At 74.2% G+C, this 13,654-nt stretch carries 13 protein-coding genes; 6 read left to right on the top strand and 7 right to left on the bottom strand.

Annotated features, from left to right (window positions below):
* Positions 1 to 8: 8 nt before the first annotated feature.
* Positions 9 to 866 carry a GNAT family N-acetyltransferase gene (locus B124_RS22160; protein WP_496504660.1) on the top strand — a complete coding sequence of 286 codons (858 nt, stop codon included), beginning with the start codon at positions 9 to 11 and terminating at the stop codon, positions 864 to 866.
* An 81-nt stretch (positions 867 to 947) separates the two neighbouring features.
* On the opposite strand, the gene B124_RS22165 is transcribed toward B124_RS22160, so the two are convergent.
* Positions 948 to 2,015 (bottom strand): MerR family transcriptional regulator, encoded by a 1,068-nt coding sequence (locus tag B124_RS22165; RefSeq protein WP_496504661.1) that lies wholly within the window; start codon positions 2,013 to 2,015, stop codon positions 948 to 950.
* A 190-nt stretch (positions 2,016 to 2,205) separates the two neighbouring features.
* On the opposite strand from B124_RS22165, the gene B124_RS22170 reads away from it, so the two are divergent.
* The 4 genes from B124_RS22170 (at position 2,206) to B124_RS22185 (ending at position 4,501) form a co-directional block, all read left to right on the top strand.
* Positions 2,206 to 2,589, top strand: coding sequence for a VOC family protein (locus tag B124_RS22170; RefSeq protein WP_496504662.1), 384 nt, complete (start codon positions 2,206 to 2,208; stop codon positions 2,587 to 2,589).
* Positions 2,590 to 2,926: 337 nt separating this feature from the next.
* Positions 2,927 to 3,397 carry a helix-turn-helix domain-containing protein gene (locus tag B124_RS22175; protein WP_496504663.1) on the top strand — a complete coding sequence of 157 codons (471 nt, stop codon included), beginning with the start codon at positions 2,927 to 2,929 and terminating at the stop codon, positions 3,395 to 3,397.
* Positions 3,394 to 4,065 (top strand): hypothetical protein, encoded by a 672-nt coding sequence (locus tag B124_RS22180; protein WP_496504664.1) that lies wholly within the window; start codon positions 3,394 to 3,396, stop codon positions 4,063 to 4,065. The genes B124_RS22175 and B124_RS22180 overlap by 4 nt, the downstream gene beginning before the upstream one ends.
* Positions 4,066 to 4,168: 103 nt before the next feature.
* Positions 4,169 to 4,501, top strand: coding sequence for a DUF2516 family protein (locus B124_RS22185; protein ID WP_496504665.1), 333 nt, complete (start codon positions 4,169 to 4,171; stop codon positions 4,499 to 4,501).
* Positions 4,502 to 4,551: 50 nt separating this feature from the next.
* On the opposite strand, the gene B124_RS22190 is transcribed toward B124_RS22185, so the two are convergent.
* The 3 genes from B124_RS22190 to dacB form a co-directional block, all read right to left on the bottom strand.
* The gene (locus tag B124_RS22190) at positions 4,552 to 6,045 is read right to left on the bottom strand and encodes a PP2C family protein-serine/threonine phosphatase (RefSeq protein WP_496504666.1); all 1,494 of its coding nucleotides are present in this window, start codon (positions 6,043 to 6,045) and stop codon (positions 4,552 to 4,554) included.
* A 240-nt stretch (positions 6,046 to 6,285) separates the two neighbouring features.
* Positions 6,286 to 7,365, bottom strand: a complete 1,080-nt coding sequence (locus B124_RS22195) for a C40 family peptidase (RefSeq protein WP_496504667.1) — start codon at positions 7,363 to 7,365, stop codon at positions 6,286 to 6,288.
* A 292-nt stretch (positions 7,366 to 7,657) separates the two neighbouring features.
* Entirely contained in the window at positions 7,658 to 9,220 is a 1,563-nt protein-coding gene (gene dacB, locus B124_RS22200; protein ID WP_496504668.1) for a D-alanyl-D-alanine carboxypeptidase/D-alanyl-D-alanine endopeptidase, read from the bottom strand.
* A gap of 86 nt (positions 9,221 to 9,306) precedes the next feature.
* On the opposite strand from dacB, the gene B124_RS22205 reads away from it, so the two are divergent.
* Positions 9,307 to 9,801: an inorganic diphosphatase gene (locus B124_RS22205; protein WP_018835994.1), complete on the top strand. Its 495-nt coding sequence runs from the start codon at positions 9,307 to 9,309 to the stop codon at positions 9,799 to 9,801.
* A gap of 54 nt (positions 9,802 to 9,855) precedes the next feature.
* Here the strand turns inward: B124_RS22205 and B124_RS22210 are convergent, their stop codons facing one another.
* The 3 genes from B124_RS22210 to B124_RS22220 all read right to left on the bottom strand — a co-directional run bounded on the left by B124_RS22210 (position 9,856) and on the right by B124_RS22220 (position 13,638).
* Positions 9,856 to 11,517 carry a threonine/serine exporter family protein gene (locus tag B124_RS22210; protein ID WP_496504669.1) on the bottom strand — a complete coding sequence of 554 codons (1,662 nt, stop codon included), beginning with the start codon at positions 11,515 to 11,517 and terminating at the stop codon, positions 9,856 to 9,858.
* Positions 11,518 to 11,752: 235 nt separating this feature from the next.
* Positions 11,753 to 12,589: an ABC transporter permease gene (locus tag B124_RS22215; protein WP_496504670.1), complete on the bottom strand. Its 837-nt coding sequence runs from the start codon at positions 12,587 to 12,589 to the stop codon at positions 11,753 to 11,755.
* Complete coding sequence (locus B124_RS22220) at positions 12,586 to 13,638, bottom strand: ATP-binding cassette domain-containing protein (RefSeq protein WP_496504671.1); 1,053 nt, start codon at positions 13,636 to 13,638, stop codon at positions 12,586 to 12,588. The genes B124_RS22215 and B124_RS22220 overlap by 4 nt, the downstream gene beginning before the upstream one ends.
* Between the last annotated feature and the right edge of the window lie 16 nt (positions 13,639 to 13,654).

Genomic DNA, 13,654 nt, shown 5'->3' on the forward strand with positions numbered 1-13,654 from the left:
CATGAGGCATGCGCGCGGACGGCTGGCACCTCACCGAAGACCTCGACGAATTCCTGACCGAAACAGGGGAGTTCCTGCGCGCGCGGCCCGTACCGCACGTCATGGCGCTCACCTGGACGGCACGGCTGCAAGCCCGCGGTACGGGCCCGTACGGCGGCGGGCGCCCGCTGCTGGGCCTGCTGTCACGGGCGGGGTCGGTCCTCGGCGTCTGCCACCGACTGCCGGGCCGCACCCTCGGCCTCACCCCGCTCACCGCGGCGCAGGCCGACTCCCTCGCCGCGCACCTCGCGGCCCTCGGGCACACCCTCCCCGGCGTCGGCGGCGACCACGACACCACCACCGCCTTCGCGCTGGCCTGGCAGCACCGTACGGGCGCGACGCCCACCCCCGCCGTCCGCCTCCGCCTGCGCCGGCTCGGCACGCTCACGCCGCCGGAGCCCGCGCCGGCGGGGCGGGCGCGGGCGGCGGGCGAGGCGGGCCTGGGCCAGGTCGTCGACTTCTGCCGCGGCTTCGCCGCCGACGTCGGCGAGACCGTCACCATCGACACCGGCACCTGGCCCACGACCCGCTACGCCGACAAGGACTACACCTTCTGGGAGACCCCGGACGGCACCCCGGTCTCCATGGCCGGCCTCAACCCGACGGTCGCGGGGCTCGCCATGGTCGACCCGGTCTACACCCCGCCCGCCCACCGCGGCCACGGCTACGCAGCCGGCGCGACGGCGGCGGTGACCCGCGCGGCACTCACCGCCGGCGCCACGGAAGCCGTCCTCTTCACCAACGCGGCCAACCCCACCAGCAACGCGCTCTACCAGCGCCTCGGCTACGACGTCTACGCCGACTGGACGACGTACACGTTCGCCTAGCCGCGAGCACGAGCCGGTACTCCCCGGCCGCGCGCCGGAGTTCGCGCGAGCGCATCCGGCACCACTCGGCGTGCATCCCGCCTACTGCTGCTGAAGCTCCACGACATCGGCCACGACGCAGCTCACGTTGTCGGGCCCGCCGGAGCCGTTGGCGAGGGCGACGAGCGCGCGGACCGTCTGCTCGGGCCCGTCGCCTCCGGCGAGCACCCGGCCGGTCTCATCGTCCGGCACGACGGCCGACAGCCCGTCGGAGCACAGCAGATACCGGTCGGCGGGCCGCGCGTCGTGCAGGCGCATGTCCGCGGTGGCGTCGGCTCCCTCGCCCAGGGCGCGGATCAGCAGGGAGCGCTCGGGGTGGGAGGCGGCCTCCTCCGGGGTGAGACGTCCCTCGTCGACCATCGACTGCACCATGGTGTGGTCGTGGGTGATCCGGAACAGCTCACCGTCGCGCAGGAGGTACGCGCGGGAGTCGCCGATGTGGACGAGGGCGAGCTGCGACCCGGTCCAGAGCATCGCGGTGAGCGTCGTCCCGGCGTCCCCGGGCGCGACGCCGGCCGCGGCGGCGCCGGACACCGCCTGCTTCGCCTGCTCGATCGCGTCCTGAAGGACGTTGAGGAGGCTGCCGGCCGGAACACCGTCGGTCGCCACGCGCTTGAGCGCATCGACGGCGGCGGCACTCGCGGGGGCTCCCCGCCCCCCGTACCCGTCGGCGACGGCGAGCAGCCGGTCCCCCGCGTAGGCGGTGTCCTGGTTGCTCTCGCGAACGAGGCCGGTGTCGGACAGGGCTGCGTAACGGATTCCCAGGGGCATGGCGGGTTCCTTCCACGACAGGTGGTCGACGAGGAAGGCGGCCAGCTCCCGCCGCGCGGCGGTGTCGGCCTCGACCTGCGCCCAGAACGCCCGGACCTCCTCCGCGGCCGGCCCGGCGGCCAGCGTGCAGACGTGCCGGATACGGGCCAGGGGCATCCCGAGCCGCCGCAGCCAGGCGACCAGCCGGGCCCGCTCCAACTGCTCCGGAGCGTAGAGGCGATAGCCGGTCACCGGGTCGACGCGGGCGGGGACCAGCAGCCCCAGCTCGTCGTAGAGCCGCAACGCCTTGGGCGACAGCCGCGCCGCCTTCGCAAAGGCCCCGATGGTCAGCAACCCCATGCCGTCCCTCCTCATACCGGGCCCTTCGCCCGGCCCGACCGACTCTGCGGCTTCCCCCAGGGTGAAGGTCAACCACCTCCGGACCGCCCCGCCGCCCCGTCTCCTGCCCCGGAAAACCGTGGTGCTTCCGGTTGAGGCTGTCCCTAGGGTGTTCGTGGCGGAAGTCCACCGGCAGGCCCGGAGGTGTGTTGTGGCCCCGCAGATGACGTTGAGCGCGATCACGCTCGACTGCCCTGATCCACCGGCTCTGGCGGCGTTCTATCAGCAGGCCACCGGCCTCGGACCCCACCCGGGGTCGGGCGCCGACTTCGCTGGTCTCAACCGTGCGGACGGGCTCTTCCTCGGCTTTCAGCGGGTCGACGACTTCCGGGCTCCGACCTGGCCCGCCCCCACCGTTCCCCAGCAGCTTCACCTCTGCTTCACGGTCGAAGGGGAGCTGGACGAGGCGGAGACCCGGCTGCTGGAGCTGGGCGCGGGCAAGCCGGCGGACCAGCCTCACGAGGAGAGGTGGCGGGTCCTCACCGATCCGGCCGGGCATCCCTTCTGCATCGTCAAAGCCCGATCCGGCGGCTGAAAGGCCCCGGCCCCCGTCCGGGGGCCCGGTGATCAGGCGGCGGCCACGCGGGCGAGCCGGGTGAGGGCGGCCTTGAGCCGGTCCGGGGTCACGCCCTGGTCGCGCTGGTGGAGGTAGACCTCGGGGGGTCGCGCCACAAGCCATGCACCCGCCGGGACCGAGAGGTCACAACCCTGCCCAGGAGGGCTGCAGAGGGGGTGGTCCTCTCATGAGCCGGCTGCCGCTCACCGCCCGCGGCCCCCTACGCGATTCGCGATAGTGTCGCGATATGTGGCGTGTGACACACTTGCAAGCAGAGCGCTTGCAATAGTTAGCGCTGGTGCGGCAGCATCGAGGCATGGGTTCGATACACGTCGGCAGCCTCGGCGAGTTCCTGCGGGAGCAGCGGCGCAGCGCGCGGCTCAGTCTGCGGCAGCTTGCCGACGCCGCCGGGGTGTCGAATCCGTACCTCAGTCAGATCGAGCGCGGGCTGCGCAAGCCCAGCGCCGAGATCCTGCAGCAGCTCGCGAAGGCGCTGCGGATCTCCGCCGAGACGCTGTACGTGCAGGCGGGGATCCTTGACGAGCGCCGGAGTGACGGGGTCGACGGGATGGCGGTGCACAGCGCGATCCTCACCGACACCGCGATCAACGAGCGGCAGAAGCAGGTCCTGCTGCAGATCTACGACTCCTTCCGCAAGGAGAACGCGCGCGAGGACGCGGGCGGGCAGGCGGAGGGGGAACAGACGAACGGGGAAGCCCCGCGGGCGGGTGCCGGGCGGGGTGAGGGCGACGCGAAGCCCGCCAGCGACCGGAGGAGAACGCCATGACCATCACCGACGACGTACGCAAGACGCTCAAGGACCCGACGCCCCTCTACGCCGTCGCCGGCACCGCCGATCTCGCGCTGGAGAAGCTGCGTGAGGTGCCCGCGCTGGTGGAGCGGCTGCGGGCCGAGGCGCCCGAGCGGCTGTCCGCGGTGCGCGAGACCGACCCGCGGGATGTGCAGGAGCGGATGTCGAAGCGGGCCAAGGAGGCGCAGGCGAAGGCCGCCGAGCGGCTCGGCGGCCTGGACACCGACATGAAGAAGCTGCGCGAGACGGCACAGGATCTCGCCCTGCAGGGCGTGGGCCGCGCCGCCGAGTACGCGGTGAGGGCCCGCGAGACCTACGACGAGCTGGCCGAGCGCGGTCGCGGTGCGGTCGCGGAGTGGCGCGGCGACACCGCCGACGCGGTTGAGGTGACCACCGAGATCATCCGGCCCGGTGAGGAGAAGGGCGAGGAGAAGGGTGCGGCCGGGGAGGGCGTTGCCGACGAGGCTGCCGCCCCTGCCGGAGCCAGGAAGTCCGCCGGTGACGAGGCCGCCGGTGACGAGCCCGCCGGCAAGCCTGCCGCCGCCAAGAAGGCCGCGCCCCGCAAGCGCGCCCCCCGGACCAGCGCCAACGGCACCGCCAAGAAGTCCGCCGCGAAGAAGACCACGCCCAAGAAGGACTCCTGAGCACCGCGCCCCGGGCACACCTCGCGTGCCCGGGGCGTTATGCGGGTACGGTGTCTGCGCCGGACCCCTGAACACTTAGTCGGACTCATAGGCGGTGGACCGCGTGCTCATCTCTGGCTTCTACTCGTTGCTCGGGCTGCTCAGCCTGGCTCTGACGGTGTTCTCCGGGGCGGCCCTGATCCTCGCGGCCCTGGCCCGCGAGGACGCCTACCGCGCCGCCGACAAGAACACCAAGCAGTTCTGGCTGATCATCCTCGGCGTCGGCTTCGCCGTCATGGTCATCTTCCCGATCATGTCGTTCCTGCCGATCATCGCTCTGATCGCGGCCATCGTGTTCATGGTGGACGTACGGCCCGCGCTCAGGCAGGTCGGCGGCGGCCGGCGCCGCGGGGGCAGCAGCTCCGACGGGCCCTACGGCCCGTTCAACGGTCGCTGACCCGCGACCGCACCCAGGCTCAACGAGCGCCGGCCCCCCGGGGCCGGCGCTCACGGCTCTCCGGGGCCGCGTGGACCGGGAGGGCCGGGGGGCCGGTCCAGCAGCAGCACCGCCACGTCGTCGGTCAGATCGCCGCCGTTGAGGGCCCGCGCCTCGGTGACCGCGGCGTCCAGCAGGCCGTCGCCGGCGAGGCCCTGGTCCAGCAGCCTGCCGACCAGCGTGAGCATGCCTTCCTGGCCGAGCCGGGCGCGGCCCGGGCCCGTGCGGCCCTCGATGAGGCCGTCGGTGTAGAGCATCAGGCTCCAGGCGCCGCCGAGCTCCACCTGCTGGCGCGGCCAGCGGGCGCGCGGCAGCAGGCCGAGTGCCGGGCCGCCCAGCTCCTGCGGCATCAGTTGCGGCCGGCCGCCCGGGACGGCGATCAGTGGGGCGGGGTGGCCCGCCAAGTGGAGCCCGGCGCGCCGGGCGTCGGGGGAGACGTCGACCGTGCACATCGTGGCGAATATCTCGTCGTCGGCGCGCTCGTTCTCCAGCACCTGCTGGAGCGTGGCCAGCAGCTCGTCGCCGACCAGGCCCGCGAGCGTCAGCGCCCGCCAGGCGATGCGCAGCTCCACACCGAGCGCGGCCTCGTCCGGCCCGTGGCCGCAGACGTCGCCGATCATCGCGTGCACCGCGCCGTCGGGGGTGCGCACCACGTCGTAGAAGTCGCCGCCGAGCAGCGCCCGGGTGGGGATGGTGCCGGCGGAGGGCGGCGGCAGGCCGGGGCGGTAGCAGGCGGCGAAGCCGAGGCCGGAGCCGGCGAGCAGCGGGGTGGGCAGCAGCCCGCGCTCCAGCCGGGCGTTCTCCTGCGCCCGCAGCCGCGAGGCCGTCAGCCGGCTCTGCGCCAGATCGGCCCGCTTGCGCTCGACCGCATACCGGATGGCGCGGCCGAGCACCCGGCCGTCCAGCTCGCCACGGAAGAGGTAGTCCTGCGCGCCGACGCGGACGGCCTCGGCGGCCAGCTCGGCGTCGTCCTCGTCGGTGAGCGTCAGCACCGCGTGCAGCGGCGCCATGGCCAGCACCTCGCGCAGCGCCTCCAGCTTGTCGTCCCCTTCCGCGGGACCGGAGTCGTCGGCGGCGCCCGCCTCGCCGGTCACACTGAGGTCCAGCAGGATGCAGTGCACGTCCGGGCCGAGCAGCCGCTCCGCCTCGGTGAGGTTGCGCGCCGTGCGCACCCGGATCCGCTCGCCGTGGCGGCCGGCGCCCGCCTCCTCCAGCATCCGGGCGATGCCGGGCCCGCTGCCCGGCTCCGCCTCTATCAGCAGCAGCGTCAGCAGCTCCGGCACCGCCCGCTGGCACGCGGGCGGTGGGCCGGGCACCGGCCCGTGCCCCGAGCGCTGCGCCGGCAGCGGCGCGTGCGGCAGCGGTGACGGCGCGTACCCGGCCGGCGGCTGCGTGTGCTGCCGCCGCCGCGTCGCGGCCTGCGCGTCGGGCCCCCCGGCGCCTGCGGCGGACTGGTCAGGTCCGCCGGGCGGTCCGGAGGCCGGGAAACGCCCGGGTGCGGGCATCGTTCATCCTTCCCTCCCCCCGAGGGTGACGGCCGGGCGCGAGCGCGCTCACGGCCGTGGGCGGCGGCTTGTGCTGTCTCCAGCTCCACCGCCAAGGAGGGACCCTAGCGTGATCACCCGCCGGTACGGAACGGGCGACGCGGCCCGGAACACAACCGCTCCCCCGGCCCTTTGCCCTGCTGACAGGCCCGCGCCGGGCCCCCCGCCCCGGATCCGGCGGGCCGGCCCGCATGACGCAGATCACGCATCGGGGCGCACCACGGCCTTGATCGGCATGGTGCCGGCGCCGGCCACGGTCACCTGTCGGCCGGGCCGCGGCGCGTGCACGATCGTGCCGTCACCGACATATATGCCGACGTGGCTGGCATCGGAGTGATAAATGATCAGGTCACCGGGGCGCATTTCGGCCACGTCGATCCGCGGCAGTCCCGCCAGCTGGGTCTGCGAGGTCCGCGGGATCCGCACCCCCGCCGCCTCCCACGCGCGCATCGTCAGCCCCGAGCAGTCGAACGTGTCCGGCCCCTCGGCGCCCCACACGTAGTCCTTGCCGAGCTGGTCCGTGGCGTACGCGATGGCCTCCTTGCCGGCGGGGGTCGCCGCCGCGTCGATCTCGTCCAGGATCCCGGAGTCCAGCCAGCGCGCCTGCGCCTCGCGGGCCCGCTGCCGCTCCAGCCTGCGCAGCCGCTCCCGCTCCTCGGCCTTGAGGCGCTTTTCCAACTCCTTCGCCTCGGCGAGACGCTCCTCTATCTTCTCTTTCGCCTCGGCCTTGGCCTCGCGGCTGCGCTCCAGGCGCGCATACGTCCCGGCGGCCTGCTTCGCATACCCGTCCAACCGCTCCTGGGTGCCGGTCATCTCGGTGATCAGCCGCCGCTGCGCATGGTGCCCCTTGCGGGCCAGCCGCAGGTCGTCGACGAACTCCTCCGGGTCGTCGCTGAGCAGCAACTGCGCCTCCATCGGCACCCCGCCGCCGCGATACTGCGCCCGGGCCAGCGCGCCCGCGTCGTCCTTCAGCCCGTCCAGCCGCCGGCCGGCGGCGGCCTCGGCCCTGTCGAGCCGCTCGACCTCCTTGCGCTGCTCCTTCGCCTTCTCCTCCGCCTCGTTGTACGCGTCCGTGGCTGCCTCCGCCTCGCGGTACAGCCGCTCCACGCGGGCGTGCACCTCCTCGACCGTCGGCTTCGGCTCCGCGTCGGCGGCCGGCCCGGTCAGCGGCACGAGCAGCGCCACCAGCCCGGTCACGGCCAGGGCGATCCCTCTGCGCCGGCGCGCTCCCGCCGCCCGCGCCTCCCCGATCCCGTCCCCGATCTCGCGGATCTCGCGCATGCGTCTCCCCCACTCCCCCCGATCGTGGTCCCACGGGCCTCAGGTCCCGGCAGGCCCGCCCCGGGGCTCTGGCCAGCCCCGCGCGATCACATGCCTCGGATGCTGCCATATCGGCCGCAAATCCCGCAGCCCCCCTCCACAGGCCTGTGGATAACCGGACGGGGAGTTGCAACACACCTGCGACACAACGTGGTTCAGGGGGAATCTGAGGTCCCAGTGACAGGTCTCAGCAGCAGGTCTCAGCAGCAGGTCCCAGCAGCAGGTTCCCAGCGACAGGTCCCGGCGGCAGGTCTCAGCGGCAGCCGCAGCCCGCCACCGCCGCCGCCATCCGGTCCAGGGCGTCCCCCGCCCCCGTGCGGTCCGTCGCGTCCATCGTGAAGAACGCGAACGCCAGCAGCCGCCCGTCCGCGTCGACCACCGTCCCCGCCAGCGAGTTGACCCCCGTCAGCGTCCCCGTCTTCGCCCGCACCACGCCCCGCGCCGCCGCGGTGCCGCCGCCGTCCGAGCCGTCCGCGCCGGCGTCCCCGTACCGGTTGGCCAGCGTGCCGTTGAACCCCGCCACCGGCAGCCCTGTCAGCAGCGAGCGCAGCTCCGGGCGGTCCGGGTCGGCCGCCGTCACCAGCAGCCGGGCCAGCAGGTCCGCCGAGACCCGGTTGCCGCGGCTGATGCCGCTGCCGTCGGCGAACCGCGCCCCGCGCACCGGCAGCCCCAGCTTCTTCAACTGCCCCGCCACCGCCCGCCCCGCGCCCGTGAAGCTCGCGTCGCGGCCCGTCGCGATCGCCGTCTGCCGGGCCAGCGCCTCGCCGAGGTCGTTGTCGCTGTACGTCAGCATCCGCTCGGTCAGCTCCGCCAGCGGCGCCGAGTACGTCGCCGCCAGCTCGTCCGCGCCCTCCGGCACCCGCTCGGCCCGCGGCTCGCCCGCGACCCGTACGCCCGCCTCGCGCAGCTCCCCGGCGAACGCGTCCGCCGCGTCCCGCGCCGGGTCCGTCGCGCGCGGCGCGGGACCGTGCCAGGAGTCGTCGAGGCGGGCCTCGTCGACCATCAGCGGGGTGACGGGCGCGATGTTCTCGTTCGGCCCGATCTCGTGCAGGACGTCACCGGCGTACGCGGTGGCGTCGTACCGTACGGCCACCTTCCTGACCCCGTCCGCCTTCAGCTCCCGCGCCGTGTCCCGCGCCAGCCGCGCCAGCCGCTTCGCGGACAGCGTCGGGTCGCCGCCGCCGACGAGGAAGACCTCCCGGCCCTCGGCGAGCGACGCGGTCGGGATGCGGTGGTCCGGGCCGAGGGCGGCCAGCGCGGCGGCGCCGGTGGCCAGCTTGACCGTGGAGGCGGGGACGACGCCGGTGGTCTCGCGCTCCCCGTACAGCTCGCGGCCGGTGGTCACGTCCCACACGGCCGCCGTGGTCGGCGAGCCGAGCGCGGGGTCCTTCAGCAGCGGTTCCAGCTCCTTGGCGAGCCCGGCCCCGGTCGGCCGCGGGGTGCCGACGGGCGTGCTGCCGTCCTGCGGGCCGAGCGGGGTCAGCACCCGCGGGGCGCCCGCGCCGGCGCCCTGGAAGCCGTCGCCGGGGGCGCTTTCGCCCGGTACGCCGTCGGAGGAGTCGTGATCCGTGTCACCTGTACGGCCCGCGGCGGCGTCGGCGCGCGCGGCCGTCTGCCTCTCCGCCGTACGCTGACCCGAGTCCCAGGGACCCGCCGCGGCGATCACGCCGGTGGCGAGGACGCCGCCCAGCGCGCCGGACGCGGCCACCAGCCGCACCGTACGACGGGTGTCCAGGGGCTGCGCCTCCCACCGCCGGGTCCAGTGCCGTGCCCAGCGGGCGGCCTTCCGCCGTGCCACCGCGACCCCGACCCTCACCAGGGACCAGCCCCTTTCGCCACCACCCCGCTGCGTGGGGGACACTTAATCATCTGAACCATGCTGATCTTGAAGGAGAGCCACCCGTGGAGTTCGACGTCACCATCGAGATCCCGAAGGGTTCGCGGAACAAGTACGAAGTGGATCACGAGACGGGCCGGATCCGCCTGGACCGGCGGCTCTTCACCTCGACCAGCTACCCGGCAGACTACGGCTTCATCGAAGGCACGCTCGGAGAGGATGGCGACCCGCTCGACGCGCTGGTCCTTCTGGACGAGCCGACGTTCCCCGGATGCCTCATCGCCTGCCGCACGATCGGCATGTTCCGCATGACCGACGAGGCCGGCGGCGACGACAAGGTGCTGTGCGTCCCGGCGCACGACCCGCGGGTGGAGCACCTGCGGGACATCCACCACGTGTCGGAGTTCGACCGGCTGGAGATCCAGCACTTCTTCGAGGTGTACAAGGACCTGGAGCCCGGCAAGTCCGTGGAAGGCGCCAGTTGGGTGGGCCGGCAGGACGCGGAGGCCGAGATCGAGGCGTCCAAGAAGCGGCTGGAGGCGGCGGGCGGCCACCACTGACCGGCTGACAGGGCGGTACGCGGCTGACACGGCGGTACGCGGCGGTGACGGCCCCTAGAACCCGCGGGTGCGCTTCGCGCCCCGGCGGGCGGGGGCCGTCTTCTCGCCCGGCCGCTTCATGAACAGCCGGGCCATCTCGCCGCCCAGGTTCACCCCGATCGCGATCGCCAGCGCCAGCGCGGCGGCGGTCAGCAGCGACCGCCCGCCGGCGTTCAGCTCGTCCTGGGCGAAGCCCAGCAGGCCGAAGTACGTGGCGCTGCCCGGCAGCAGCGGGCCGATGGCGGCCGTGACGTACGGCAGCGCGGAGATGAACCGGTAGCGCGAGAAGAGCTGGCCGAAGAGCCCGACGAGCCCGGCGGCCAGGGCGGTGGCCAGCACCGGCGACTTGTTCGCCTGGTCGGCGATGACCGCGTAGATCAGCCAGGCGACGCCCCCGTTGAGGGTCACGGCGATCACGGTGGAACGCTCCTGCTGGAGCAGGATCGCGAACGCCAGCGTCAGCAGCATCGCCGCGAGCAGCGAGATCACCGGCCGCTCCTGGCGGTGCAGCGCGGCGTCCGGGCTCAGTTCGGCGCCGAGCTGGACACCCACGTAGAGCACGATCAGCACGCCGACGACGATGCCGACGACGAGGTAGAGCACCTCCAGCAGGCGCGCGGAGGCGGTGATGTAGTAGCCGGTCAGCCCGTCCTGAACGGCCGCGACCAAGGCGCGCCCGGGGATCAGCGCGAAGAGCCCGCCGGTGATGACGGCGGAGGACTGGGCGTCGATGTCGGCGATGTTGAGCGCGACGCCGACCGCCGCCGGGGCCATCGCGGCGGCCACGAACTGGTAGAACTCCGGCAGCCCGCGCCCGGCCGCCAGCCACGCGAGCCGGTCGCCCAGCATCGCGCCGATCGCCGCCGCGCAGAACACCAGCGGCCCGCCGCCCACCAGGGTCGCCGCCGCACCCGACAGGCCGCCGCTGGCGAGGGTGAGGACCCACTTGGGGTACGGGTGGCGGTTGCGGCGGATCTCGGCGAGACCGCGATACGCCTCCTCCAGGCTGACGGCGGCGGCCTCGTCCACGATGGCGTCGACGAGCCGGTAGACGGCGGAGAGCCGGTTGTAGTCGGTGCCGCGGCGGCGCACCGTGCGGCTCAGCGTGACGGGGTCGTCGACCAGGGACGGCTGGTACGTGACCGTCAGCAGGGTGAACGTGACGGTCGGCTCGCAGCGGTCCAGGCCGAAGGCGTGGGAGATGGCGAACATCGCCGCCTCGACGTCCTCCGCGCCCTCGCCGCCGGCGAGCAGCAGTTCGCCGATGCGCAGGGTGAGGTCGAGCACGCGCGGCACCGGCATCGCGTGTTCCTCGGTGGGCGACAGCGTCCGTTCGGGTGTGGGGCGTTCCGTCATGGGCGTACGGAGCATGACACGCATCCGGTCCTGCCATGGCGTCGATCGCGACAGCGGACCGGTTGCGGGCGGGGGCGGCGGCGGGGGCCCGACCCCGGCGGCAGCCGCGGGGCCGCCGTGCGGGGGGCGGAAGCCGGAGCCGCCGCCCTGGTCCTCGGCGGCGGGCTCGCCGATGCCCTCGGGGAGGGCGAACTCGGAGGTCGTCTGCCCGTCTTCGGGCGCCGGGGGGAGGGGCACGCCGAAGGGCGGCGTGAACGCGCTGTGTGCCTCGTCGGAGTGCGGCTTGTCTTCGCCGTTATCCGGTTCGGGCTCCTGACCCACTGGACCATCACCCCCCGCGGACGTGCCGAAAGGTTTACGCCCGCGAGCATAAGTCGGGCGCATGAAGAACGCCCCCGGGGGGTCGGGAGGGTACGGAGGCACAGCGGCACATCGGGTCAAGTCGTACGAACGAGGCGCCACTGGCGCGCGGCGGGGGCGCCACCGCGGTCGGGGGCGCCGTCGCCCACGCCCGCGGTCGCAGCCCGCCACCTGCCCGTACGCACCCTCAGCGCCCTCAGCGCCCCAGCCGCCGGTACCGGCGCACCGCCAGCGGGAAGAACACCGCGAGCAGCGCCAGCGGCCAGAGAACCGCCAGCAGCACCGGGTGCTGCGCGGCCCAGGAGCCGCCGGTCCAGCCGGGGTTGCCGAACAGCTCGCGGATGGCGCCCGCCGTCGCCGACATAGGGTTCCACTCCGCGACCGCGCCAAGCCAACCCGGCATCGTCTCCGGCGAGGTGAAGGCGCTCGACAGGAACGCCACCGGCCAGACCAGCACCTGCACCGCCTGCACCATCTCCGGCGTGCCCGCGACCAGGCCGAGGAAGATCCCGGCCCACAGCATCGCGAACCGCAGGAGCAGCAGCAGCCCGAACGCGGCCAGCGCCTCCGCCCACGTACCGTGCCAGCGCCAGCCGACGGCGAGCCCCGCGCCGGCCATCGCGGCGAGCCCGACGACCGACTCGGCCATGTCGGTGAGCGCCCGGCCGACGAGGACGGCGGACGGGGCCATGGGCATGGCCCGGAAGCGGTCGACGACGCCCTTGCCGAGGTCGGAGGTGAGGGAGACCATCGTGGCCTCAAGCCCGAAGGACATCGCGAGCGCGAGCATGCCGGGCACCAGGTACTCGCGGTAGCAGCCGCCGCCGCTGACGGCCATGCCGCCGCCGAGCAGGTAGGTGAAGACCACCAGCATCATCACCGGGAAGACCAGGCTCACCACGGCCTGGCCCGGGCGGCGGGCCCAGTGCGCGAAGCCGCGTTCTGTCATGGTCAGCCCGTCGGCTACGGCCCACTTCAGCCGGGCGGCTGCGGTGCGGGCGGGCGGCGGGGCGGTGAGGGCGGTGGCGGTCATACCGTGCTCCCTTCCGCCGCGGCGCGCGCGGCACCGGCGGTGGCCTTGCTGTCTGCCTGGTCCTGGTCCTGGCTCTGCCCCTGGTCCTGGTAGTCCTGCTTCCGGCCGGTCAGGTGGAGGAACACCTCGTCCAGCGTCGGCCGGCGCAGCGACACGTCCTCCGCCGCCACGCCTGCCGCGCCCAGCCCCCGTACGGTCTCGGCCAGCGCCGCCATGCGGTCGGCGACCGGGGCGCTGATCCGCCGGGTGTCGGCGTCGACCTCGATGTCGTCCTCCTCGGCGCGGGCGGCCATGCCGACGACGGCCGCGGCGGCGCCGAGCCGGTCCGCGTCCCGTACGACGACGTCGATGCGGTCGCCGCCGAGCCGGGCCTTGAGCTCGTCGGCCGTGCCCTCGGCGACGACGCGGCCGTGGTCGACGACCGAGACCCGGTCGGCGAGCTGGTCGGCCTCCTCCAGGTACTGGGTGGTCAGCAGCACCGTGGTGCCGCCGCCGACGAGCGAGCGGACCGCCTGCCACACCTCCGTACGGCCGCGGGGGTCGAGGCCCGTCGTCGGCTCGTCGAGGAAGAGCACCCGGGGCCGCATGATCAGGCTCGCGGCCAGGTCGAGCCGGCGGCGCATGCCGCCGCTGTACTGGCCGACGGGCTTGTCACCGGTGCCGTCGAGGCCGAACTGCGCCAGCAGCGACGCGGCCCGCCGCCGGGCGCCGGTCCTGCCGAGGTGGTAGAGCCGGCCGAACAGCTCCAGGTTCTGCCGGCCGCTGAGCACCTCGTCGACGGCGGCGTGCTGGCCGAGCAGCCCGATGCGGAAGCGGACCTCGTCCGGGTCCCGCACGGCGTCGTGGCCCGCGACGCGCGCGGTGCCGGCGTCGGGGCGCAGCAGGGTGGCCAGGATCCGTACGGCCGTGGTCTTGCCGGCGCCGTTGGGGCCGAGCACGGCGTGCACCGTGCCCGCGGGGACCGCGAGGTCCAGGCCGGCGAGCGCCGCTTTCGCGGCGCCCTTCTTCCCGTAGGTCTTGCGCAGTCCTTCGGCGAGGATCGCCGTCATACGCCTCCTCCACTCC

Source organism: Streptomyces sp. CNP082 (assembly GCF_059570535.1).

Bases quoted from the DNA above. Each gene is read 5' to 3' on its own strand.
- B124_RS22160 (WP_496504660.1), top strand. From the start codon at position 9: ATGCGCGCGGACGGCTGGCACCTCACCGAAGACCTCGACGAATTCCTG.
- B124_RS22165 (WP_496504661.1), bottom strand. From the start codon at position 2,015: ATGGGGTTGCTGACCATCGGGGCCTTTGCGAAGGCGGCGCGGCTGTCG.
- B124_RS22175 (WP_496504663.1), top strand. From the start codon at position 2,927: ATGGGTTCGATACACGTCGGCAGCCTCGGCGAGTTCCTGCGGGAGCAG.
- B124_RS22180 (WP_496504664.1), top strand. From the start codon at position 3,394: ATGACCATCACCGACGACGTACGCAAGACGCTCAAGGACCCGACGCCC.
- B124_RS22190 (WP_496504666.1), bottom strand. From the start codon at position 6,045: ATGCCCGCACCCGGGCGTTTCCCGGCCTCCGGACCGCCCGGCGGACCT.
- B124_RS22195 (WP_496504667.1), bottom strand. From the start codon at position 7,365: ATGCGCGAGATCCGCGAGATCGGGGACGGGATCGGGGAGGCGCGGGCG.
- B124_RS22215 (WP_496504670.1), bottom strand. From the start codon at position 12,589: ATGACCGCCACCGCCCTCACCGCCCCGCCGCCCGCCCGCACCGCAGCC.
- B124_RS22220 (WP_496504671.1), bottom strand. From the start codon at position 13,638: ATGACGGCGATCCTCGCCGAAGGACTGCGCAAGACCTACGGGAAGAAG.